The sequence below is a fragment of the Streptomyces sp. Root431 genome (assembly GCF_001426585.1).
Classification (GTDB): Bacteria; Actinomycetota; Actinomycetes; order Streptomycetales; family Streptomycetaceae; genus Streptomyces; species Streptomyces stackebrandtii.
The window spans coordinates 417426-441504 of record NZ_LMEI01000010.1; the positions used below are offsets into that span (position 1 = coordinate 417426).

18 protein-coding genes are annotated in these 24079 nt (G+C 73.5%); 11 read left to right on the forward strand and 7 right to left on the reverse strand.

Going from position 1 to position 24079, the window contains the following annotated elements:
* Positions 1-301 precede the first annotated feature (301 nt).
* The 3 genes from ASC82_RS19550 to ASC82_RS19560 form a co-directional block, all read right to left on the reverse strand.
* The gene (locus ASC82_RS19550; protein ID WP_056649472.1) at positions 302-2062 is read right to left on the reverse strand and encodes an LCP family protein; all 1761 of its coding nucleotides are present in this window, start codon (positions 2060-2062) and stop codon (positions 302-304) included.
* A 259-nt stretch (positions 2063-2321) separates the two neighbouring features.
* Positions 2322-3533, reverse strand: coding sequence for an LCP family protein (locus ASC82_RS19555; protein ID WP_056649475.1), 1212 nt, complete (start codon positions 3531-3533; stop codon positions 2322-2324).
* A gap of 234 nt (positions 3534-3767) precedes the next feature.
* On the reverse strand, positions 3768-4520 hold the full coding sequence (locus ASC82_RS19560) for a TIGR03089 family protein (protein ID WP_056649478.1): 753 nt from the start codon (positions 4518-4520) through the stop codon (positions 3768-3770).
* A gap of 136 nt (positions 4521-4656) precedes the next feature.
* Between ASC82_RS19560 and ASC82_RS19565 the strand changes: the two genes are divergently transcribed.
* From ASC82_RS19565 to ASC82_RS19575, 3 genes are all read left to right on the forward strand, one after another.
* Positions 4657-6057 carry a peptidoglycan recognition protein gene (locus ASC82_RS19565; protein WP_056649481.1) on the forward strand — a complete coding sequence of 467 codons (1401 nt, stop codon included), beginning with the start codon at positions 4657-4659 and terminating at the stop codon, positions 6055-6057.
* A gap of 104 nt (positions 6058-6161) precedes the next feature.
* Positions 6162-7244 carry an NDP-sugar synthase gene (locus ASC82_RS19570; RefSeq protein WP_056649484.1) on the forward strand — a complete coding sequence of 361 codons (1083 nt, stop codon included), beginning with the start codon at positions 6162-6164 and terminating at the stop codon, positions 7242-7244.
* Positions 7245-7573: 329 nt separating this feature from the next.
* Entirely contained in the window at positions 7574-8620 is a 1047-nt protein-coding gene (locus tag ASC82_RS19575; RefSeq protein ID WP_056649487.1) for a hypothetical protein, read from the forward strand.
* 9 nt (positions 8621-8629) lie between these two features.
* On the opposite strand, the gene ASC82_RS19580 is transcribed toward ASC82_RS19575, so the two are convergent.
* From ASC82_RS19580 to ASC82_RS19590, 3 genes are read right to left on the reverse strand one after another with little or no spacing between them, the layout of a single operon-like run.
* Entirely contained in the window at positions 8630-9943 is a 1314-nt protein-coding gene (locus tag ASC82_RS19580; RefSeq protein WP_056649490.1) for a coenzyme F420-0:L-glutamate ligase, read from the reverse strand.
* Positions 9940-10905 (reverse strand): 2-phospho-L-lactate transferase, encoded by a 966-nt coding sequence (gene cofD / locus ASC82_RS19585; RefSeq protein ID WP_056649493.1) that lies wholly within the window; start codon positions 10903-10905, stop codon positions 9940-9942. The genes ASC82_RS19580 and cofD overlap by 4 nt, the downstream gene beginning before the upstream one ends.
* 13 nt (positions 10906-10918) lie before the next feature.
* Positions 10919-11428 (reverse strand): cysteine dioxygenase family protein, encoded by a 510-nt coding sequence (locus ASC82_RS19590; protein WP_056649496.1) that lies wholly within the window; start codon positions 11426-11428, stop codon positions 10919-10921.
* A 718-nt stretch (positions 11429-12146) separates the two neighbouring features.
* Between ASC82_RS19590 and ASC82_RS19595 the strand changes: the two genes are divergently transcribed.
* The 3 genes from ASC82_RS19595 (at position 12147) to ASC82_RS19605 (ending at position 17935) form a co-directional block, all read left to right on the forward strand.
* Positions 12147-12410 (forward strand): WhiB family transcriptional regulator, encoded by a 264-nt coding sequence (locus ASC82_RS19595; protein ID WP_015033978.1) that lies wholly within the window; start codon positions 12147-12149, stop codon positions 12408-12410.
* Between the two features lie 243 nt (positions 12411-12653).
* On the forward strand, positions 12654-16397 hold the full coding sequence (locus ASC82_RS19600; RefSeq protein WP_056649499.1) for a glycosyltransferase: 3744 nt from the start codon (positions 12654-12656) through the stop codon (positions 16395-16397).
* Complete coding sequence (locus tag ASC82_RS19605) at positions 16394-17935, forward strand: DUF5719 family protein (protein ID WP_056649502.1); 1542 nt, start codon at positions 16394-16396, stop codon at positions 17933-17935. The genes ASC82_RS19600 and ASC82_RS19605 overlap by 4 nt, the downstream gene beginning before the upstream one ends.
* Positions 17936-18023: 88 nt before the next feature.
* Here the strand turns inward: ASC82_RS19605 and ASC82_RS19610 are convergent, their stop codons facing one another.
* Entirely contained in the window at positions 18024-18479 is a 456-nt protein-coding gene (locus ASC82_RS19610; protein ID WP_079039370.1) for a metallopeptidase family protein, read from the reverse strand.
* Between the two features lie 288 nt (positions 18480-18767).
* Between ASC82_RS19610 and ASC82_RS19615 the strand changes: the two genes are divergently transcribed.
* The 5 genes from ASC82_RS19615 (at position 18768) to manA (ending at position 24027) form a co-directional block, all read left to right on the forward strand.
* Complete coding sequence (locus ASC82_RS19615) at positions 18768-19202, forward strand: DUF3499 domain-containing protein (RefSeq protein WP_078627182.1); 435 nt, start codon at positions 18768-18770, stop codon at positions 19200-19202.
* A gap of 102 nt (positions 19203-19304) precedes the next feature.
* On the forward strand, positions 19305-20672 hold the full coding sequence (locus tag ASC82_RS19620; protein WP_056649508.1) for a phosphomannomutase/phosphoglucomutase: 1368 nt from the start codon (positions 19305-19307) through the stop codon (positions 20670-20672).
* Positions 20673-20791: 119 nt separating this feature from the next.
* Positions 20792-20974: a Trm112 family protein gene (locus ASC82_RS19625; RefSeq protein ID WP_030221689.1), complete on the forward strand. Its 183-nt coding sequence runs from the start codon at positions 20792-20794 to the stop codon at positions 20972-20974.
* Between the two features lie 597 nt (positions 20975-21571).
* Complete coding sequence (locus ASC82_RS19630) at positions 21572-22726, forward strand: SIS domain-containing protein (RefSeq protein ID WP_056649511.1); 1155 nt, start codon at positions 21572-21574, stop codon at positions 22724-22726.
* A 149-nt stretch (positions 22727-22875) separates the two neighbouring features.
* Entirely contained in the window at positions 22876-24027 is a 1152-nt protein-coding gene (manA, locus tag ASC82_RS19635; protein ID WP_056649514.1) for a mannose-6-phosphate isomerase, class I, read from the forward strand.
* Positions 24028-24079 lie beyond the last annotated feature (52 nt).

A 24079-nucleotide genomic window follows, 5' to 3' on the forward strand; every position in this document is an offset into this window, starting at 1 on the left:
TGGCCCGTCCGGGCGTCGCCGCCGGCCCCCGTACCGCTTCCGCCGCCGTTGCCGCCGCGTCGTCGCTCGGCCCGGGTCGACGCCGCTGCGGAGGTACCGGAGGATCCGGCGTCCTCGGGGGTGCCGGCCGTCCCGGCCCCGCTCCCGGCGCCGGTCGCCTCCCCCGCTCCGTACAGGTCGTCGTCCCAGCCCAGTTCACGGGCGCGCGGAACGCGTCCCCGCGTTCCCTCCCCACGCACGTTCTGTCCCACCCCAGGTCCCCTCGTGAATCAGCCGCGCGCCGAGGCCTGGTGTTTCCAGGTCATTCGGCGCACACCTTCTTGTCGGCTTCTACCTTGTCGACGTCCGGCGCCTTCGTCGGACCCTTGACGGGCGCCCCCGCGCCCTTGAAGTCGGCACCGAGGACGAGCGTCATGGGCTCGCGTTCCCCGGCGTCCTGCGTGCCCGGCTTGAGCGCCGTGGCGGGCAGACCCATCATGTCCGCGAGCTTGCGGGCCTGATCGGCCTGGTTCGGTGCGTAGGTGAGTGTGGTCTTCGCCGCCTTCTCGGGGGCGTTGCTCTTGTTGGTGGAGCGGCTCACACCCATGTCGTTCTGCAGCCAGTTGATGGTCGACTGGGCCGCGCCCTGGATGCCGCTGCCGTTGTAGACGTCGACGCGTACGTCGACGGCCTCGGCGCGGGGGCCCTGGAGGAGCTTGGCCTGGGCCTGCGTCTTGGCGTTCTTGGCGTCCTTCTCCTTCTTCTTGACCTCGGTGAAGGAGACGTCGTTCTGGATCATGCTGAAGACCTGCGGCGCCTTGGTCTGGTCGAGGACGACCGTGGCCCGCTTGTTCGGCGGCTCGTCGGGGTTGTCGACGACCGGCACGGTCATGAAGCTGATGTTCTTGAGGTCGACCTTGCCGATCTCCTTGGCGAGGCTGGTCAGCTTCAGGGCACTTCCTATGCCCTTGTCGACCGTCAGCGCGTCGGTCGCCGCGTTCGCGACGTCGAGCAGCTGCGTCGGGCTGTCCAGCGTGTCTTCCTTCAGCTGGCGCATCATCGACGCGAGGAACTGCTGCTGCATCTTGATGCGGTCCAGGTCGCTCTCGTTGCCGAGGCCGTGGCGGTTGCGGAGGAACGCGAGCGCGTCCTCGCCCTGGATGCGGTGCTCGCCCGCGTCGAGGTTGAGCTTGGAGTACTGGGTGTCGCGGATGGGCTTGGTCAGACAGACCTTCACGCCGCCGACCGCGGCCGACAGCGTCTTGACCGCGTTGAAGTCGACCATCATGAAGTGGTTGATGCCGATGCCGGACATCTCCGTGATGGTGCGCATGGTGCAGCCGGGGTCGCGGCCGTTCACGCCGAACGACTCGTTGAACTTGGTCCGCCCGACCGAGCCGGGGATGACCTTGGTCGAGCCGTCGGGCTGCTTCGTGGGGCAGTCCGGGATCTCGATCTTGAGGTCGCGGGGGATGCTCACCGCGGTGGCGTTGGTGCGGTCCTCGGCGATGTGGATGAGGAACGTCGTGTCGGCGTGGCCGGTGACGTTCGTCTTGTTCCCGTAGCTCTCGTTGCCCTCGCCGGTACGGACGTCGTTGCCGATGACGAGGATGTTGAGCGGCCCGTCCATGCCCGGCGTCTCGACCGCCGCGTTGCCGACGTCGACGGCGTCGATGTTGCTGTCGAGCTTCTTGTAGAGCATGTACGCGCCGGTGGCGCCGCCCACGAGCACGAAGGCCATCGTCCCGCCGGTCCACAGGAGGACCTTCTTCTTGCGGGACGCGCCCTGCTTGCGCTTGCGGCGGCTCGCGGGGGGCTGCTGACCGCCGCCCTCGGAGACGCGACGGCGGCGCTGGCCGGGGACGGGTGCCTCGGTGGCCGTGCCGTGGCCGGCGGCGGCGCCGTGGCCGGTGTCGGCCGAGTCGGCGGCGGTGGCCGTGCTCGATCTCCGGGGCCGGGACGGTGTCTGCGGCTGCCCAGCGGAGTGGTCCAGTCGCAGTTCGTAGTTGCCGGTCTGCGGGTTGAGCACCCACTGGTCGGCGGGGTCGATCTCGTCCGCCCGTCCACGGCTGTGCGCGTCCACGGTTACTCGAGTCCTCCGTCGGTGCCACGCGAGGCGCCTCCCCCGTAGGGCGCCGCTCTCTCGGTCGTTTCGATCCTTGGTGAGTGCGACGACCACACGGTCGGGGTGCACCGGATCGCGTCACACTATCCGCCCAGTTCAGCGTGGAGCGACGTCAGTGACAAATTCCACGCCCCTTACAACCGGGCAATTTGCTCAAACCTCATCCGACCCTGCCCTCCCCTTGGCACGCCCTTTACCCACGGCGTCCGGGGTGTTCCTAAGAGCACACGCCCTCCGCCGCGTTCCGCCCCGTGAAGGTCGGAGTCGTGGAGGGCGTCGGGGCGTCCGCGTCGTCGGGCTTCCCGTCGCCGCCCGTCTCCCCGCCCTGCCGGCCGTCCTCCTCCTCGGTGTGCGGCGTCACGAGGACGGGCTTGTCCTCCCTTAGCTGCTTGAAGAGTTGACTCGCCGCCGGCTGTACCAATTCGTCCCGGTTCGCGTCATATCGGTACGAGCGGCGCGGCACCGTGAGGAACTGCACCTTCTCCGTCGGGACGGCCCGCATCGCGCGCGCCAGGTCGTACAGGTCCCGCAGCGAGTCGAGCCCCGGGTCGGTCGTGATCGCCTTCGTGGCCGCGTCGAGGACCGGGTAGAGCTTCGTCGGGTTCAGCAGGACCCCGTCGCTCTGCACCTTGTTGACGAGGGCGCCGAGGAACTGCTGCTGCCGGTCCATGCGTTCCGTGTCGCTGCCGTTGCCGATCGACTTCCTGGCCCGTACGAAGCCGAGCGCCTGCTCGCCGTGGAGCGTCTGGCGCCCCGCGGGCAGCTTCAGCTTCGCGTCGGTGTCGTTGACGGGCTCCTTGAGGCAGACCTCCACCCCGTCCACGGCGTCGACCATCTTCTTGAAGCCCCGGAAGTCGATCACCATGTGGTTGTCGACGCGGATCCCGGTCAGCTTCTCGACGGTACGGATCGTGCACGCCGTACCGCCGAACTCGAAGGCCCAGTTGAACTGCGCGAACTGCTCGCGGGTCCGGGTCCCGTCGGCCTTGGTGCAGCTCGGGATCGTCACCATCAGGTCGCGGGGGATCGAGACGGCCGTCGCGCTCGACTTCTCCGCCGAGAGGTGCAGCAGGATCGTCGTGTCCGAGCGCTGGGTGCCCTCGTCCTTGCCGTACTTGCGGTTCCCCTCGCCGGTCCGGGTGTCCGAGCCGATGAGCAGGATGTTCCGGGCGGCGGTGGCGCCCGCCGTCGGCCGCTCCTTCTCGTACTTCCGCAGCTCGGTCGCGGCCGTCGTGTCCGTGGTGATGTTGCCGTCGAGCTTCCGGTAGAACCACCAGCCGATTCCGGCCGCGATCAGCACCACGACCGAGACCGCGAGGGCCGTCCACCGCAGCCAGTGGCGTTTGTGCGGCTCCGCCGGAGCGTCGGGTGCCGCGTCCTCCGTCGCCGGGGGATCCGGTTCGGGCGGCGTGTCAGCACGGTCCGTCACGTCTGAGTCCGTCCTTCGAGGCGTCGGCGGCGCGCCCGGCGGCCGCCGGTCATGGAAGGAGACGGCCGAACCCGACGCATGGTTGTGCGGAAGGATCGACTCCCCCCGGCCGATCATGTACCGGAGTCGGCGCGGGGACCCGGGGACTCGGCGTGGTGCAGGGCCGAACGGGCTACGCGGAGGTGCGACGGCCGGGGGCCGGTTGGCTCAGCCGGGGGAGAGAGCGGTGCGGGCTCAGAGGGTGGTGTCGGTCACCCGCTCGCTCTCCACGCGCTTCTCCAGGGCCTCGGGCGCGAGCTGGTGCAGGTTCCGGCAGAGCACCACCGAGCCGCCGGCCGCGAGCGGCGCGTACAGACCGGACGAGAGCCCCTGCCAGTCGCCGTAGCCGAGACCGGACAGCAGCCGGGAGCCGGGAGCGAGGCCGAGCGTCGCCGCGTCCACGCGGGCCTGCTCGACGAGCTGCGCGCCGCTCCGTTCCCTACCGTCGACGACGAGGGCGGGAGCCTCCGGATCCACCGGCACGAACGGCGCGAACCGGTCGCCCTGGCTCGGCACCTCGACCGCGTAGTCCGCGTACCCGGCGGGCGGGGCGGGGAAGCGGCGGCCCAGCGGCGCCAGCGAGAGCGCGATCCGCTCACCGGAACAGGCGAGACCCGCCTCCAGCGTCTCCGGACCCGCGACCACGAGGTCGGCGTCCGCGGGATCGCCGCCGACCTCGACGGCCACCCCGACGGAGGAGCAGGCGAGCAGCCAGACGGCCGTCTGCCAGTGCGCGGGCAGCAGCAGCGCGAGCCGGTCGCCCGGCGCGGCGGACAGCTCGCCCTGGAGCAGGTTCGCCGTCTTGGCCACCCAATTGGCGAAGGTGGCGACGGACAATTCCACGCGCTCACCGGTGGCGTCGTCGTAGAAAGTGACCAAGGGGCGGGCGGGGTCCGCGGCGAGCGCGGATCGCAGCAGGTCGGCGGGGGTGCGGTCGCTGGCGTTCACGCCGGACAGCGTACGCGGGCGGGCGCGCCGGGTCCTCCGTACCGGTGACGCCGTCCACCGGTCGGCCCGACGGTCCGTCAATTTCCGCGCGGATTCCCGGCGCGCGGAACGCGCCGGGGATACGCACGATCGGCCCATGCGTGCCTCACTCGCCTCCTCGATCGCCGTCACCTGCGCGGCGGTGCTCGCCCTGCCGGTCTCCCTCGCCGCACCCGCGGCGGCCACGGCGCCACCGGCGGTCGCCGCGCTGCCACCGGGGCCCGAGCAGCTGCCGGGCTCCACCCAGTCGCTGCCGCTCGAAGCCCTGGACGGTTCCGTACGCGGCTTCGGCGGAACCGGGGCCGACCCGGCCGAGCGGGGCCTGGCCCGGCGCGACGTCAGGCCGTTCTCCCTCGTCGGCGTCGTCTGGGACGACCCGGCCGCCGCCCTGCACGGCTCCGTGCAGGTCCGCACCCGCGCCACCGGCGGCGGGACCTGGTCGGAGTGGCAGGACGTCGAGACCCACAACGACGAGCACGGCGCCGACCCGGAGACCACGGAGGGCGCCGCCCGGGCGCTCAAGGGCTCCACGGCGCCGCTGTGGGTGGGCGACTCGGACGGCGTCGAGATCCGCGTACGGGGAGAGGAGCAGCTCCCCGACGGCCTGCGCCTCGAACTGGTCGACCCCGGCGCGGAACCGGCCGGCGCCGCCCCCGGGGCCCGCGCGGCGGCGGTCCCGGCCGACCCGACGGCGGCCGAGGCGGCGGCCAGCTCCGTCAACTCCCAGCTGGCGCCGTACGGCGCGGGCTGGATCCCGGCGCTCTCCAAAGAAGAGACGGAAGTAGCGTTCCGCTACTTCCCGAAGGCGGCGAAGGCGGCCCAGGCGGCCCGGCCTCCGCAGGCGGCGCCCGCGAAGGTCGCCCCGGCCGCGGCGGTCGCGGCGAAGCCGTACATCGGCCCCCGCCCGAAGATCATCACGCGCAAGGGCTGGGGAGCCGACGAGAAGCTCCGCGAGAAGGGCTTCGTGTACACGAAGAGCATCAAGGCGGCCTTCGTCCACCACACCGCGACCGGCAACAACTACACCTGCAGCCAGGCCCCCTCCGTGCTGCGCGGGATCTACCGCTACCACGTCAAGAGCAGCGGCTGGCGGGACTTCGGCTACAACTTCGCCGTCGACAAGTGCGGAAACATCTACGAAGGCCGCGCGGGCGGCGTGGCCAAGCCCGTCCTCGGCGCGCACACGCTCGGGTTCAACACCAACAGCATGGGCGTCGCCGTCATCGGCACGTACAGCAAGAGCAATCCGCCGGCCGCCGTGCTCACCGCCGTCGCCAAGCTGACGGCCTGGAAGCTCGGCCTGCACGGCGTGAACCCTACGAGCACGACGTATCTCACCTCAGGGGGCGGAAACCTGTACAAGAAGGGCACGAAGGTCAAGCTCCGGACGATCTCCGGGCACCGTGACGGATTCGCCACGGAGTGCCCCGGCGCACGCCTGTACGGCAAGCTCGCGACGGCCAGGACGAGCTCGGCGAAGTACCAGGGAAGGCTCTGATGGGTTCAGCCGGGCAACCATCCGCATAAACTGACCGGTCATATCGCACGGACGACCGAGACGGGCGGGCGGACCGGCCCCGAACAGGAAGCAGAGACGACAAGGTGACTGAAGCGATCCTCCTGGTCGGTGGCAAGGGCACAAGGCTGCGACCCCTCACGGTCAACACGCCCAAACCCATGGTTCCGGCGGCGGGCGTCCCCTTCCTGACGCACCAGCTGGCCCGCGCCCGCGCCGCCGGCGTCGAGCACATCGTGCTCGCCACCTCCTACCTGGCCGAGGTCTTCGAGCCGCACTTCGGCGACGGCTCCGACCTCGGCCTGAGCCTGGAGTACGTCACCGAGGAGGAGCCGCTCGGCACGGGAGGCGCGATACGCAACGTCGCCTCGCGCCTCCACTCGGGCCCCGACGAGCCGGTCCTGATCTTCAACGGGGACATCCTCACGGGCCTCGACATCCGGGCCCTCGTCGACACCCACGCCACCTCCGGCGCGGACGTCTCGCTCCACCTCACCCGCGTCGAGGACCCCCGCGCCTTCGGCCTGGTCCCCACGGACGAGACGGGCCGGGTCACGGCCTTCCTGGAGAAGCCGCAGACCCCCGAAGAGATCGTCACGGACCAGATCAACGCCGGCGCGTACGTCTTCCGCCGCTCGGTCATCGACCGGATCCCCACGGGCCGCCCGGTCTCCGTCGAACGGGAGACCTTCCCGGAACTCCTCTCCTCCGGAGCCCACCTCCAGGGCATGGTCGACTCCACGTACTGGCTGGACCTCGGCACCCCGCAGGCCTTCGTCCGCGGCTCCGCCGACCTGGTCCTCGGCCGCGCCCCCTCCCCGGCTGTCCCGGGCCGCTGCGGCGACCGCCTGGTCCTCCCGTCGGCCCGGGTCGCCCCGGACGCCAAGCTGACCGGCGGCACGGTCGTCGGCGCGGACGCGCAGGTGGGCGAGGGCGCCCGCATCACGGGCTCGACGATCCTGGCGGGCGCGGTGGTCGAACCGGGCGCGGTGATCACCGACTCCCTGGTCGGCGCGGGCGCCCGCATCGGAGCCCGTACGGTCCTCACGGGCGCGGTGATAGGCGACGGCGCCCAGGTAGGCCCGGACAACGAACTCCGCGACGGCATCCGCATCTGGTGCGACACCACCCTCCCCGCCAACGCGGTCCGCTTCTCCTCGGACCAGTAGCGAGCTCCCACCGGGCCACGACCCACACCGCGGGCACACGGCCGGCCGGGGTGCCCCCACCCCGGCCAACCGCAGGGCGCTTCGGCACCCGCCACGTTGTGGGCATGCGTTCCGCCGGGGCGGAACGGGTGGGCACAACGCCCCCAGGGCGGCGCCCGTCCCCCTGCTCGTCCACCCCCAGGACCCGCACGGCACCAGGCGGGACCCGCACGCCCCGGGACCAAGGCCCCGCACAGGGACTCGCACGCCCCCGGGACCAAGGCCCCGCACAGGGACCCCGCAAGGACAATCCGGCCAGCCCCGCACACGCCCCGGCTACGCTCGTAGCCATGGCCGGCCGCTTCCCACCCCGTACCCCCACCACCCGCACCACGGTGCGCGGCGGCCACGTCCCCGTACCCGCCACGGCGGACGCCCCGCCGAACCAGGACGAGGTCCAGGACCTGGACCTGGACCCGGGTCCGGCGACGGCGACGGCGACGGCGACGGCGACGGCGACGACCCCGGACCTCGGCCTCACCCTCGGCCCCCTCCGCCGCGGCCCCGCCGACCCCACCTTCCGCGTCACCCCCGACGGCTCCGTCTGGCGGGCCAGCCGCACCCCCGACGGCCCCGGCACGATCCGGGTCGAAGTCCGCGACGGCCGACTCGCGGCCGAGGCCTGGGGCGCGGGCGGGCCCTGGCTCCTGGAGCGCCTCCCGGCGCTGACCGGCGCCGAGGACGACCCGACCGCCTTCGTCCCCCGCCACAAGCTCCTCGCCGCGACGCACCGCCGCCGCCCCGGCCTCCGCCTCACCCGCACGGGCCTGGTCCTGGAGTCCCTGATCCCGTCGGTCCTGGAGCAGAAGGTCACGACGGACGAGGCCTACCGGGCCTGGCGGTTGCTGGTACGGAAGTACGGCGAGCCGGCACCCGGCCCGTCGCCGGACGGCATGCACGTGATGCCGGAGGCCAGGGCCTGGACCCTGATCCCGTCGTGGGAGTGGCACCGCGCCGGCGTCGACGACAAGCGCGCCGCGACGATCGTGCGCGCGGCGAGGGTGGCCCGCCGGATGGAGGAGGCCGCGGACATGGCGCCCGCCGAGGCCCGTGCCCGCCTCGAACTGATCCCGGGCATCGGCCCGTGGACCTCCGCGGAGACGATCCAGCGCAGCAACGGCGCTCCGGACGAGGTCACCACCGGCGACCTCCACCTCCCGGGCATCGTGGGCTGGGCCCTCGCGGGCGACCGCGCCGCGGACGACGCGGCGATGCTCGACCTGCTGGCGCCGTACGCGGGCCAGCGCCACCGCGCGGCCCGCCTGATCCTCCTCAGCGGCCGCGTCCCGCCCCGCCGGGCGCCCCGCATGACGCCCGGCAACATCGCGCGCCTCTGAAAAAGAGGCTCAGCGCACCTCGATGAACTCCGTCGCCCGCCGCACCGGACGCTCGCGCGGCGCCCCCGCCGCGTGCCCGATCGCCACCGCGCCCATCGGGTCCCAGCCCTCCGGCAGCCCGAGGACCTCCCGGACGACGTCCCGGCAGAACATCGTCGAGGACACCCACGCCGAGCCCAGCCGCTCGCCCGCGAGCGCCACCAGGAAGTTCTGTACGCCCGCGCCCGCCGCGACCACGAACATCTCGCGCTCGGCGGCGTCCCGGCGCGGATCGCCGTAGTGGTGGGAGCCGTCCGTCACGAGGCAGGGCACGGCCAGATAGGGCGCGTTGCGCAGAACGTCCCCGCGCCGCACGCGCTTGGCCACCGACTCCTCGGACTTCCCGTCCCGCCGCAGGTCCGCGATCCACGCGTCCCGCATCGCGTCGAGCAGCCGCACCCGCGACTCCGGCGATTCGAGCAGGACGAACCGCCAGGGCGTGGTGTGGTGCGGGGCCGGCGCCGTCACGGCCGCGGCGACCGCGCGCCGTACCGCGCCGGGGTCGACCGGCTCGTCGGTGAACTCCCGTACGGTCCGCCGCAGCGTCACCGCCTCCCGTACGGCCTCCGACGTCCCGAGCCGGAACATGTCGTCGGCGGCGCCGCGTACGAGCGCCCGCGCCCCCGGCTCCTCGTCCCCGGCCACCACGTGCGGCAGGCCCCGGACGACGGCGACCGGCAGCCCGCTCGCCTTGCCCTTCACCAGGTCGCCGGCGGCGGCGAGTTCGTCGGCGGTGGCGACCACGGTCGCGCTCAGCGGATTGCCGTGCGCGTCGGTCCCGCCGCGCAGGTCGTCGAGGACCCGCACACCGGCCGCGCCGATCGCGACGTCGGTGAGGCCGCTGCGCCAGGGCCGCCCGAAGGTGTCCGTGACGACGACCCCGACGTCGACGCCGAGCGCCTCCCGCAGCCCCGAACGGATGCTCCGCGCCGAGGCGTCGGGATCCTCCGGCAGCAACAGCACCGTCCCGGACGGGGTGTTGGAGGCGTCGACCCCGGCGGCGGCCATGACGAGCCCCTGCCGGTTCTCGACGATCCGCAGCGTGCCGCGCCGCGCCACCACCCGTACCGTCTCGGCGTCTATCGCCGCCTCCCGGTCGTCGGCGGCGATCACCCGCCCCTCGGCCTTGCTCACGATCTTGGAGGTGACGAGGAGGACGTCTCCGTCGACGAGCTCGGGCGAGGGCGAAGCGGAGGCGATGAGCTTCGCCAGATCGTCCCCGGCCGCCACCTCGGGCAGCCCCTCCAGGGCCCAGACGCGGTACGCGGGAGGGCCGCCGGTCACCCGCGGACCTCCTCGGCGAGCGCCAGCGCCTCGCGCGCCATCGCGGCCGTCGCCTCCACGTCGGTCATCATCAGCGGCACCGCGCGGCAGCGGATGCCCGCCGCCTCGACGTCCGCCACGGCGCCCGCGTCCACGGTGTCCACGAGCCAGCCGTCGACGAGTTCGGAGCCGTAGTGCAGGGCGACCGCCGTCGCGGTGGCCTCCACGCCGACCGCCGCGAGCACCTTGTCGGCCATGCCGCGCACGGGCGCGTCGCCGACGATGGGGGAGAGGCCCACGACCGGCGTCCCGGCGGCGCCGGCCTCGACGATCGCCTCGCGGATCCCGGGCACGGCCAGGATCGTCCCGACGCTCACCACGGGGTTGGACGGCGGGAAGAGGATGACGTCCGCCGCGGCGATGGCCTCCAGGACGCCCGGCGCGGGCTTCGCCGCCTCCGCGCCGACCGGCACGACGGCCTTCGCGTCCACGGAGGCGCGCAGCTTCACCCAGTACTCCTGGAAGTGCACGGCCTTCTGCTCGCCGTCGACCTCGATCGCGACGTGCGTCTCGACGCGGTCGTCGGACATGGGGAGGAGCCGCACGCCCGGCTGCCAGCGGGCGCACAGCGCCTCGGTGACGGCGCTCAGCGGGAAGCCCGCGCCGAGCATCTGCGTGCGGACGATGTGGGTCGCGAAGTCCCGGTCGCCGAGGCCGAACCACTCGGGTCCGACGCCGTACGCCGCGAGTTCCTCCTTGACCGTGAAGGACTCGTCGAGGCGGCCCCAGCCCTGTTCCTCGTTGATGCCACCGCCGAGGGTGTACATCACCGTGTCCAGGTCGGGGCAGACCTTCAGCCCGAAGAGATGGATGTCGTCACCGGTGTTGCCGACGACCGTGATCTCCGCGTCCGGGGCGGCCTGCTTGAGGCCGCGAAGGAAGCGGGCACCACCGATGCCACCGGCCAGAACCACAATGCGCATGTCCAGCAGTCTGTCAGGCGGCGACGACGCTCGGGTCGGCCGGGGCGCACTGGCCCTGTACCGACTCGTGCATGGGCATGTCCGTCAGGCCGGGGAAGTAGACGTGCAGGCTGACGGCCGGTTCGAGGGAGTCGTTGACGACCTCGTGGACGTATCCCGGCGCGAACACGCGCTGCGCGCCGCCGTCGAGCGTCCGCACGCCCCTGTCCGTACGCTCCGTCAACTCGCCCTCCAGGACGGTCAGGACGCCGGAGGAGAGGCCGTGGTCGTGGAGCCCGCTGCCCTGGCCGGGCACCCAGGAGAGCAGCCACACCTCGTAGCCGGGGCCGGTGCGCAGCCGGTGGTACCAGCGGGTGGTGGCGTCGTACTCGACGTACGGGGCCCACTGGGAGCGGTCGTCGGCGATGGCGCGCGCGAGGCCGGCGAACTCGGCCACGGTGACGGGGTGGGCGCGCTCGGGCTGGAGGAGGTGCGGGACCTCGAGGATGTCGCCGGCGATCTGAAGGTCGCTGTCCATGTTCATGGGTGGGGAGGTTCCTCAGCAGAAACAGAAGCGGTGGGGGTCGCGAAGAGCGGTGACGCGAAATGACGCGAGAGAGGAGTGACGCGATGTGACGCTGGGTGACGCTTGAGGGAAGAAGCTGGAGCTCTACGGCATCAACAGCTGGAACAACAACAGCGACAGTCGACCCGGACAGCGCGGCGGAACCCACGGGCGTGGGTCGCGGCGGTCGCAGTGGTCGCTGGCATGCCACCAAAGGTGGCGGGAGGGGGACCCGGATGTCAACTCAATGCCCGATTTGGCGGTAATGTTTCACCTCATCCGGTTACAGTGCGCGGAGAAAGGTTTGTTCACGTGCGGACCAGGAGAGATGGCGCATCAACCGTGCCCGTAAACATGGCGGCGCCCGTGCGGTGAGCCCCTGGCTCGCCCGTCACTCTCCGCGATCGGGATGTGATCCGGATCGCTTCCATGGCTGGATCGCAACAAGATCCAAGTCTCGGACGTCCTTCCTTGCGTAGGGCTCGTGCGGTACGGCCAGGCCGGTGGCATGTGTCACGTTTTTTGGTGATTTGAACACTTTCCGCATAGGCTTGGTTCCGCAGAGTGAATACGGGGCCCAATAGCAGATCTCGGCTTGACTCGCACAGAGCACGAACTTGTAATTTCACTCGTGTCGTTCGGCCGGGTTCGGCAACGGCCACATCACGGGGACGCACAGAACAGACGAGGGGCGCACATGACCGAGTTGTTCCAGGAACTGCTGGTCGAGGACGCGGACGAGGAACTCGGCTGGCAGGAGCGCGCGCTGTGCGCCCAGACCGATCCCGAGTCCTTCTTCCCCGAGAAGGGCGGCTCGACCCGCGAGGCCAAGAAGGTCTGCCTCGCCTGCGAGGTCCGTTCCGAGTGCCTCGAATACGCCCTGCAGAACGACGAGCGGTTCGGCATCTGGGGCGGTCTCTCCGAGCGCGAGCGGCGCCGACTGAAGAAGGCCGCCGTCTGAGCGGCACACGCTCCCGGGCCACCCACCGGATACCGGCCACGGAACGGCTCCCGAAGCCTTCCGGCCCGCGCGCGCGGAAGCGCGCACACCAGGACATGACGAACGGTCCGCCCCCTGTGCTCTGTCCACAGGCGGCGGACCGTTCTGCGTTCCGCCCCGCGCACAGCCGTTAGTGTGGGCCTCCGTCCGAGACGCACCCCACGCCCCCCGCGGGCGACCCCCGGCCGGAGGGCCCGTAGCTCGATGTCCTCAACTCCTGAGTTTCCGCGACACGTCGTCACCGCCGTGCTCGTCACCCACGACGGCGCCCGCTGGCTGCCGGACGCCCTCGCCGGGCTGCTCGCCCAGGAACGCCCCGTGCAGAACGTGGTCGCCGCCGACACCGGCAGCGCCGACGACTCCGCACGGCTCGTCGCCGACGCCATCGGCGCCGACCGCGTCCTGCACCTCGCGCGCCGCACCGGCTTCGGCACCGCCGTCGAGGAGGCCGCCCGCACGGCCCCCGTCCTGGGGCCCGAGGACCTGCCGTACCTGAAGCGCCCGAGCGGCTGGGACCCCGTCAGCCGGACGTGGAACGACGACGCCTACGACCTCCCCGAACTCCCGCACGGCGAACCGGTCCAGTGGCTCTGGCTCCTCCACGACGACTGCGCCCCCGAGCCCGGCGCCCTCGCCGAACTCCTGCGCGTCGCCGACTCCGACGCGTACGCCGCCGTCATCGGCCCCAAGCTGCGCGGCTGGTACGACCGGAAGCAGCTCCTCGAAGTCGGCGTCTCCATCGCCCACAGCGGCCGCCGCTGGACCGGACTCGACCGGCGCGAGCAGGACCAGGGACAGCACGACCAGGTCCGCTCCGTCCTCTCCGTCTCCACCGCCGGCATGCTCGTCCGTCGCGACGTCTTCGAGGAGCTCGGCGGCTTCGACCGCCGCCTGCCCCTCATGCGCGACGACGTCGACCTGTGCTGGCGAGCCCACTCCGCGGGCCACCGCGTCCTCGTCGCCCCCGACGCCGTCCTCCGGCACGCCGAGGCGTCCGCCCGCGAGCGCCGCACCGTCGACTGCGCGGGCCGCACGGCCGCGAGCCCGCACCGCGTCGACAAGGCCGGCGCCGTCTACGCGCTCCTGGCCAACACCCGCGGCCGCGCGCTCCCCTACGTCCTGCTCCGCCTCGTCCTCAGCACCCTGGTCCGCACCCTCGCCTCGCTCGTCGGCAAGGTCCCCGGTCAGGCCGTCGACGAGGTCACCGGCCTCCTCGCCACCCTCCTGCGGCCCGAGAAGATCCTCGCCGCCCGCAAGCGGCGCAAGAACGCCGCCGTCGACGCGAGCGAGCTCCGCCCCCTCTTCCCGCCGCCCGGCGCCACCGTCCGCGCCGCCGTCGAACAGCTCGCGGCCAACGTCGGCGGCTCCGAGGCCGACTCCGGCGGCTCCCGCCACGGCGTCGTCGAGTCCGGACCCGGCGGCGACGACGCCGACTTCCTGGAGATCGAGCAGTTCGCCCGCCTCAAGAAGATCGCCCGCAAGCCGGGCCCGGTCCTCTTCGGCCTCCTGCTCCTCATCTCCCTCGTCGCCTGCCGCAACCTCTTCGCCGGCGGCTCGCTGGCCGGCGGCGCCCTGCTGCCCGCCCCCGACACCGTCTCCGAGCTCTGGTCGCGGTACGCCGACGCCTGGCACGCCCTCGGCACGGGCGGCACCCAGACCGCCCCGCCCTACCTCGCCGTCCTGGCCGCGCTCTCCGCGCTCTTCCTCGGCTCCACCTCCACCGCGCTGACCCTGCTGCTCGTCTGCTCGGTCCCGCTGGCAGGCTTCGCCGCGTACTTCGCGGCCCGCCCGATCGTCGAGTCCAAGCTCCTGCGCGCCTGGGGCGCCATCGCGTACGCGTTCCTGCCCGCCGCCACCGGGGCCCTCGCCACCGGCCGGCTCGGCACGGCCGTCCTCGCGATCCTGCTCCCGCTGATCGCCCGCGCGGCGGTCGCCGCCCACGGCTTCAACCGGCCGGACCGCGGCAGCTGGCGCGCCACCTGGGCCTACGCCTTCCTGCTCACCTTCGCGACGGCGTTCACCCCGATCGTGTGGCCGCTCGCCGTCCTCCTCGGCCTCGGCGTGCTCGTCGTCCACCGCTCCGACATCACCGCGTACGGGCTCCGCTTCCTCGCCGCCGTCGGCACCCCGATCCTCGCCCTCGCGCCCTGGTCGCTGTCCCTGCTGACCCATCCCGCGGCCTTCCTGCGCGAGGCGGGCCTCGACGTCCGTACGGGCACGGCCACGGCGCTCGACCTGCTCGCGACGAGCCCGGGCGGGCCCGGCACGACCGGCGGGCTCCTCCTGATCGGCCTCGTCCTGGCGGCCCTGGCGGGCCTCCTGCGCGAGGAGCGCAGGTTCGCCGTCCTCGCGGCCTGGGCGGCAGCCCTCGCCGGACTCCTCTTCGCCGTCCTCTCCAACGGCGCGGACGGCACGGGCTGGGCAGGCCCGGCGACCCTCGTCTACGGCGCGGCCCTCATCGCCGCCGGCATGATCGGCGCCGAGGGCGGGCGCACCCGCGTCGCGGCCCACGGCTTCGGCTGGCGCCAGCCCGTCGCGGCCCTCATCGCCCTCGCCTGCGCGGTCGGCCCCGCCGTCGCCGCCGCCGGCTGGATGATCGGCGGCGCCGACGGCCCGCTGACCAGGCGCGACCCGGTCCAGGTCCCGGCCTTCGTCGCCGAGGAGAGCGGTACGCGCGACCAGCCCCGCACCCTCGTCCTCGGCGGCACCTCGCCCGGCGAGGTCGCGTACTCCCTGGTCCGCGGCTCCGGCGCCCGCCTCGGCGACGGCGAACTCTCCGCGGCCGCCGAGACCGACCCCCGCCTCGACCAGGTCGTCGCTCACCTCGTCGCCGGCTCCGGCGCCGACCAGACCCAGGAACTCAGCGGCTACGCGATCCGCTACGTCCTCGTACGGGACGGGGCACCGCGCCAGATGAGCCGCGTCCTCGACGCGACCCCCGGCCTCAGCCGACTCAGCCAGCTCGACGGCAGCGCGCTCTGGCGCGTGGACCGCGAGATCGCCCGGATCATGATCGTCCCGCCGGCCGCGAAGAACGGCACCGCGGCGACCGGGGACACGGCCGCCGCCGACAGCGCGAAGTCCGTCGCCGTCGCCGCCGGCCCGGTCGAGGCGCACACCGACGTCCCGGCCGGCCCCGCGGGCCGCGTCCTGCGCGTCGCCGACCGCGCCGACGAGGGCTGGACCGCCACCCTCGACGGCAAGGAGCTGCCGAGGACCACCGTCGACGGCTGGGCCCAGGGCTTCGAGCTCCCCGCCCAGGGCGGCCGCCTCGACCTCACGCACGACCAGCCGCTCACCCACACCGTGTGGACCTGGACGCAGGTCGGCCTCGCCGTCGTCCTGCTCGTCCTCGCCCTGCCGGGCCGCCGCCGCGAGATCGACGACGACCTGCCCGAGGAGGAGCTCGCGATCCCCGCCCAGGCCACCGACGGCGACGGCCGCCGCGCCCGCCGCCTCCGCGCCGCCGCCGAGGCGGAGGCCGCCGAGGGTGCCGAGACCGGGGCGCCGGACGAGGACCGGAACCCGGTCGCCGTCCCCGTCCCGATCCCGGAGCGGCAGGCGTACGAGCCCCAGGAGCAGGCCTGGGAAGGCGGCGGGTACGACCCGGCCTACGCCCAGACCGCCCAGCCCGCCCAGGACCAGGCCCAGGAACAGAACCAGGCCCACGACCCGGCGCAGGCCCAGCCGTACGCGGACCAGAGCTACTACCAGGAGTACGCGGCGGACCCGTACCAGCAGCAGCCGTACGCGTACCCCCAGCAGGGCTACGAGCAGCAGCCGCAGCAGCAGTACGCCGACCAGGGCTACGAGCAGCAGCAGTACGACCCGCAGGCGCAGTACGACCAGCAGCAGCCGCAGCAGCAGTACGACCCGTACGCCTACGGCTACGAGTACCCCCAGGGTCACGAGACCGAGCAGCGTCCCGACGGGAGCAGCAACCAGTGAAGCGCACGACCCTCTCCCTGATCGCGGTCGCCACGGCCCTCGCAGCCGTCACCGGCTTCGCCACCCTGACCACCTCGGACGGCGCCGCGGCCCCCGTGGCCAAGGCCCCCACCCGGCTGCCGGTGCAGCGCGCGGGCCTGGTCTGCCCGGCCCCGAGCACCTCCGAGGTGGCCGAGAGCGTCTACACCTCGTACACCCCGACGAGCACGGCGGGCGCGGCCGCGACCGGCACGGGCGGCAAGGCCGAGCAGCCCACGGCCCAGCTGAGGCCGGCGGCGAGCGGGGCGACCCGCGGCGGCTCGGGCGGCGGCAAGAAGAAGACCAAGGCCCCGAAGGCCCCCGCGACCGTCACCGCCCCCGGCAAGCTCGTGACCGCCGAGGCCGACGGCAGTGCGGTGCCCGCCCTCACCGGCTCGGCGACCGGCACCCTGGCCCCCGGCTGGACCGTCCAGCAGACCACCGTCGTCACGGCCGGCGGCGCTCGCGGCCTCCTCGGCCTCACCTGCGGCGCCCCCGACACCGACTTCTGGTTCCCGGCAGCCTCCACCGCCAAGGAGCGCCAGGACTACGTCCACCTCACCAACCCGGACGACACGGGCGCCGTCGCCGACATCGAGCTGTACGGCCCCGAGGGCGTACTCAAGTCCCAGTTCACCGAGGGCATCCCGGTCCCGCCCCGCTCCACGGTCCCGGTCCTCCTCTCCACCCTCACGGGCGAGGCCGCCCAGCGGGACGTCACCGTCCACGTCACCACCCGCAGCGGACGCGTCGGCGCCGCCATCGGCGTGGCCGACGAGAAGCTCGGCAGCGACTGGCTCGCCGCCGCGGCCGACCCGGCGAGCAGCGCCGTGCTCCCCGGCATCCCGGCCGACGCCACCTCCGTACGGCTCGTGGCCTTCGTCCCCGGCGACGACGACGCCGACCTCAAGATCCAGCTGGCCACCCCGACCGGCACGATCGTCCCCGCGGGCGCCGGCTCCGGCTCCCTGCACGTCAAGTCCGGGATGACGGCCTCCCTCGACCTGCCGGGCCTGACCCGGGGCCAGGCGGGCTCCCTGCTGCTCAGCCCGAGCGACCCGAAGAAGGCGACCCCGGTGGTGGCCGCCCTCCAGATCGTCCGCGGCAAGGGCGAGAACACCGAGATCGCCTTCATCCCGGCGACCGCGGCGATCTCCGCCCGAGCGACGGTCGCCGACAACCGCGCCAAGGCCTCGACGCTCGCCCTCACGGCGCCCGGCGCCGACGCCCAGGTCAAGGTCACGGCCTCGGCGGGTTCACGCGGCGGCACGCCGGTGTCGAAGACCGTCACCGTCAAGGCGGGGACGACGGCGACCGTGGCCGACCTCGTGCCCGAGGGCCTCAAGGGCGCCTACGCGCTGACCGTGGAACCGGTCTCGGGCGGCAAGGTGCACGCGGCACGGTCGCTGGCCGTGCCGGAGGACGGCGTGCAGATGTTCACGGTCCAGACCCTCGTCGACGACCGGGGCACGGTCGAGGTCCCGTCGGCCCGCCAGGACCTCCAGGTCCTGGGGGACTGAAGCGGGGCGGGGAAGCCCCGTAAGGGCGGACCGTACGGGCGGTCAGTCCTGCCCGTACCGGCGGGGTTACTCCCGCCCCTACCAGGGATCAGTCCTGCCCGTACCGGGGATCGACCGACTCCGGGGAGAGCCCGAGGAGCTCGGCCACCTGCTCCACGACGACCTCGTGGACGAGGAGCGCGCGCTCGTCGCGGCTCTTCGAGCGGATCTCGACCGGCCGCCGGTAGACGACGACCCGGGCGGGATCGTCCTTGTCGGCGGGGACCGAACCGCCCAGCGGCACCGTCTCGCCCGGCACGGGCGGCGGCACCTCCATCACGAGGAACTCGATGTCCGCGAGCTGCGGCCAGTGCCGTTCGAGGCGCTCCACCGAATCCAGCACCAGATCGCGGAAGGTGTCGGCCCGGCTCGTGGAGAGCGGCACCTGGGGCGGGGCGACCGGCCCCCGCATCCCGCGCCCGTGACGGTCGCGGCGGCGGACCCGAGGCTCCGCCGGGGGCTCCGTGGAGGGGCGCGAGGGGTTCGGCGGCACAGGACTGTCCATCACTGACGCAGCGTAACCCTCCTAGGTGTTTCCGCACCGTGGCGGATCCTCGCCACGTTCCCCCGCGCCCCCACCCCCACTGTCGAAACCTGAACATTCCGGCCAACCGCGCGCCTGATTCGGCAGCGTGTCGCGATCGGCCATCTGGCCGTGGTTGACCGGATTTGCATCCCCGACTGTCCGGATCGCTTCCTGCCCCCACCGCCGTACGCCCTCTCCCACGCAGGTCAGCACCGCCGCGACACGAGGGCGGGTGTCGGAGGTCACAGCGCGACACGGGGGAGTGACCTGAGGGAGAGTCGTCGCGGCCCGGTCAAGAGTGCGGTACCGTCCAACGTCGTGAGCCCTGTACGTCGCTGTTCGCGCACCGCGTGCGGCCGCCCTGCCGTCGCGACACTGACGTACGTCTATGCCGACTCGACTGCGGTCCTCGGCCCGCTCGCCACCTACGCCGAGCCCCACTGCTACGACCTGTGCCTCGAGCACAGCGAGCGCCTCACCGCGCCGCGCGGCTGGGAGGTCGTGCGGCTCACCGATCCCTCCGCCCCGGCCCGCCCCAGCGGCGACGACCTCGAAGCCCTGGCCAACGCGGTACGGGAGGCGGCCCGCCCCCACGAGCGCACGGCCGAGGCCGGCGGCAAGGGCGGCGGAGGCCGAGGCGGAGACCCCATGGAGGTCGGCCGCCGCGGGCACCTCAGGGTGCTCCGTTCGCCCGACAACTGACGCCAACCGGCCACCGTCCGCGTACCCCCGATCCGCTCCGGGTAGTTTTGGCGTTCCTACACGCGCCGCACACGCGTGCCGAGAACTCAGGAGGGTGGATCCGTGACTGCCGATCTGTCGCAGATCGTGAAGGCGTACGACGTCCGCGGAGTGGTACCGGACCAGTGGGACGAGGCGCTCGCGGAGCTCTTCGGCGCCGCCTTCGTACGGGTGACGGACGCGGACGCGATCGTCGTCGGCCACGACATGCGGCCCTCGTCCCCCGGCCTCTCGGCCGCCTTCGCGCGAGGCGCCGCCCGCCTCGGTGCCGATGTCACCCTCATCGGGCTCTGCTCCACCGACCAGCTGTACTTCGCCTCGGGCAGCTTCGACCTGCCGGGCGCGATGTTCACGGCCTCCCACAACCCGGCCCAGTACAACGGCATCAAGATGTGCCGCGCCGGCGCCGCCCCGGTCGGCCAGGACACCGGCCTCGCCGACATCCGCGCCCTCGCCGAGGAGTGGACGGAGACCGGCGCCCCGGAGGCCGCCGCCACCCCCGGCACCATCACCGAGCGCGAGACCCTCGACGACTACGCCGCCCACCTCAAGGGCCTCGTCGACCTCACCGCGATCCGCCCGCTGAAGGTCGTCGTCGACGCCGGCAACGGCATGGGCGGCCACACCGTCCCCACGGTCTTCGAGGGCCTCCCCCTCGACACCGTCCCCATGTACTTCGAGCTCGACGGCACCTTCCCCAACCATGAGGCCAACCCCCTCGACCCGAAGAACATCGTCGACCTCCAGGCCCGCGTCCTCGCCGAGGGCGCCGACCTCGGCCTCGCCTTCGACGGCGACGCCGACCGCTGCTTCGTCGTCGACGAGCGCGGCGAGCCGGTCTCCCCGTCCGCGATCACGGCCCTCGTCGCCGCCCGCGAGCTCGCCAAGAACCCCGGCGGAACGATCATCCACAACCTGATCACCTCCTGGTCCGTGCCCGAGGTCGTCCGCGAGAACGGCGGCGCGCCCGTCCGCACCCGCGTCGGCCACTCCTTCATCAAGGAGGAGATGGCGAAGACCGGCGCCATCTTCGGCGGCGAGCACTCCGCGCACTACTACTTCAAGGACTTCTGGAACGCGGACACGGGCATGCTCGCCGCGCTCCACGTCCTGGCGGCCCTCGGCGGCCAGGAGGGCACCCTCTCCGACCTGGTCTCCGCCTACGACCGCTACGCCTCCTCCGGCGAGATCAACTCCACGGTCGCCGACCAGGCGGCCAGCACGGCCAAGGTCAGGGCGACGTACGAGGGCGGTGACGGCGTCACCCTCGACGAGCTCGACGGCCTCACCATCACCACCGCCGACTGGTGGTTCAACCTCCGCGCGTCCAACACCGAGCCGCTGCTCCGCCTCAACGTCGAGGCCCGCGACGAGGCCACCATGACCAAGATCCGCGACGAGGTCCTGGCCCTGGTCCGCGCGACCGCCTGACACCACCCCGCCGGGGGTACGGGAGGACCGGCCGCCGAGCCGCGCCCCCCGTCCCCCGGCGGTAGGCTGACCTGGCCCGAAGGGCAGCACCACCACCGTTTGTTCCGAAGGGACACCCCATGCCGCTCGAAGCCGGCCTCCTGGAGATCCTGGCCTGCCCCGCGTGCCACGCTCCGCTGAACGACCGCACGGCGGACGAGACCCCCGAGCTGGTCTGCACGGGCACGGACTGCGGCCTCGCGTACCCCGTCCGCGACGGCATCCCCGTCCTCCTCACCGACGAGGCCCGCCGCCCGGCCTGACCCACCGGTGCTCCCCGCCCCGAGCCCCCCGACACCCGGCCCCGGACCACGCCACGCGCCACCGGGCCCGGGTCGCGGAACGACGCCTCCCACCGGCGCGCCGGGCGAAGGACGCACCACCACGACGCCGACCGGCCGGGGACGCCCCGCACCTCCCAGGGCGGCACGGCCGGGCCGCCCGGCAGCACCCACCGGCAGGCCGATCCGTGCGGTACGCCCACGAGGCAACCCCCGCCGGGCCACCGCCCCGGGGTGCCTCGACGTACGGCCCACCCCGAACCACCCGGGCACGCCCACCACCCCGGCCCGCCCCGCGACCGCCCGCACCACCGCGCGGCGCACCGCCCCGCAGCCGCAGGGAGTCCCGTACGGCCGTCGTCCGACGGCGACGGCCGGCCCGGCCCACGGGTCCCGCCCACCGCGCCCGGAGGGTTCACCGCCGACGGCGGGCACCACCCACGGACGGACCCGCACCTCCGCGCTCCCTCCCGCACGGTCGGTGCGTGCGGGGATACGAGTCGCCCCGCCGACGGCAGGGCACACCACCAGGAACCACCACCCGCGAACACCCCGCACCCACCCGGGAGGCACCGCCACATGCTCGACGAGACCCTCCTCGACGCACCGGACGCCCTCGCCCTGGCCGACCGCCGCGGCCTCCTCCGAGGGGCCGCCGAAGCAGGCGCCCGAGTACGGACGGCCGCCCGCCACGCCAGCGAGGCGGGCATCGCCGATCTGCACCCCGAGGGCCGCCCCCGCGCCGTCCTCGTCGCGGGCCCCGGCACCGCCGCCGCGGGCGTCGCCGACCTGATCGGCGCGCTCGCCGGAGCCTCCGCCCCCGTCGTACGGCTCCAGCCGACCGGCGTCGCCCCCGCCGCCGGCGCCCTGCGCTGGGCCCTGCCGGGCTGGGCCGGCTCGGTGGACCTGCTCCTGCTGCCCACCACCGACGGCTCCGAACCCGGCCTCGCCGTCCTCGCCGAGCAGGCGTACCGCCGCGGCATCACGGTCGTCGCCGTCGCCCCCAAGGCCTCGCCGCTCGCCGAGACGGTCGGCGGCTCGCACGGCCTGTTCGTCCCGATGGCCATCGCCCCCAACGAATCGCCCGACGAGTACGCGGAGAGCCTCGCGGCGAGCCCCGGCGCGCTGTGGGCCCTGTTCACCCCGCTCCTCGCCCTCCTCGACCGCGTCGGCCTGATCGACGCGCCGCCGGAGGCCCTGGAGAAGGTCGCCGACCGTCTCGACCGGACGGCAGAACGCTGCGGCCCGGCCATCGCCACGTACAGCAACCCGGCCAAGACGCTCGCGGCCGAACTGGCCGACTCGCTTCCGCTGATCTGGACCGAGGGGAACGCGGCGGGCCCCGCGGGCCGCCGCTTCGCGAGCGTCCTCGCCGAGCTCGCCGGCCTGCCCGCGCTCGCGGCGGAGCTCCCCGAGGCCCTGCCCGCGCACGGCGTGCTGCTCGCGGGTGACTACGCGGCGGGCGCGGACCCCGAGGACTTCTTCCGCGACAGGGTCGAGGAGTCACAGGCGCTGCGCGCCCGGGTCGTCCTCCTGCGCGACCGGCCGGGCGACGGCCTGACCGCGGCCCCGGCGGCGCGGGAGCTGGCCCTCGGCCACGGGACGGCCATCAGCGAGCTGGAACCGGAGGAGGGCGGCGACCTGGAGACCCTGGCCGAACTGCTCGCCGTGACCGACTTCGCCGCGGTCTACCTGGCCCTGGCGACCCCGGGCCGCCCGGACCACGGCCACTGACACCACCTCACCCCTGCCTCACCCGCCCCGTCCACCACTCCGTCACCACCCCGCCCCCCGCCGCTTCACCCACCCGTCACCCGCCCCCTGTCACCTGTCACCCGACACCCCTCACCATCCGTCACCACCCCGAGGAGCTGGCAGGCATCATGGACCGCCTCGTCAACACCGTCCGTCCCTACGCCTGGGGGTCCACGACGGCCATCCCCGCACTCCTCGGCGTCGCCCCGACCGGCGAACCCCAGGCCGAGATGTGGATGGGCGCCCACCCCGGCGCCCCCTCCCGCACCGAGCGCGGCCCGCTCGACCGGCTGATCGCCGCCGACCCCGTCCGCGAGCTCGGCGAGGCCGCGGTCGGGAAGTTCGGCCCGCGCCTCCCCTTCCTGCTCAAGGTGCTCGCGGCAGGCGCCCCGCTCTCCCTCCAGGTCCACCCCGACCTGGAACAGGCCCGCGCGGGCTTCGCGGCCGAGGAAGCGGCAGGCATCCCCGTCGACGCGCCGCACCGCACGTACAAGGACGCGAACCACAAGCCCGAGCTGATCTGCGCCCTCACCCCCTTCGAAGGACTGTGCGGCTTCCGCGCCCCCGCCGAGGCCGCCGACCTCATCGCCGCGCTGGGCGTCGACTCCCTCAAGCCGTACGTGGACCTCCTCCACGCCCACCCCGAAGAGGCGGCACTCCGCGAGGTCCTGACGGCCCTGCTGACCGCCGACCACGAGGAGATGGCGCACACCGTCGCCGAGGCGGCGGCCGCCGCGGACCGCCTGGGCGGCGCCCACGCCCCGTTCGCGAGCCTCGCCCACCACTACCCGAGTGACCCCGGCGTCATCGCCGCCATGCTCCTCAACCACGTCCTGCTCCAGCCGGGCGAGGCGCTCTACCTGGGCGCGGGCGTGCCGCACGCCTACCTCGACGGCATGGGCGTCGAGATCATGGCCAACTCCGACAACGTGCTGCGCTGCGGCCTCACCCCCAAGCACGTCGACGTCCCCGAACTCCTGCGGGTCGTCCGCTTCGAGCCGAACGACCCCGGCGTCCTGCGCCCCGAGGCCTCCCCCTCGGGCGAGGAGGTCTACGACACCCCGATCGACGAGTTCCGCCTGTCCCGCTTCGTACGGGCGGAGGGCGCCGCCCCGACCGACGTCACCACCCCCACGCCGCAGATCCTGCTCGCCGTCGCGGGCCGCCCGAAGGCCGGCGAAGTCACGCTCGCCCCGGGGGAGTCCGTCTTCGTGCCGGCGGGCGAGCCCACCGAACTCTCCGGCGAGGGAACGGTCTTTCGCGCGACCGTCGTGGCCTGACCGCCGTGGCCTGATGCGAGAATGACCGGCCGAACCGCGGCGACAGAGCCGG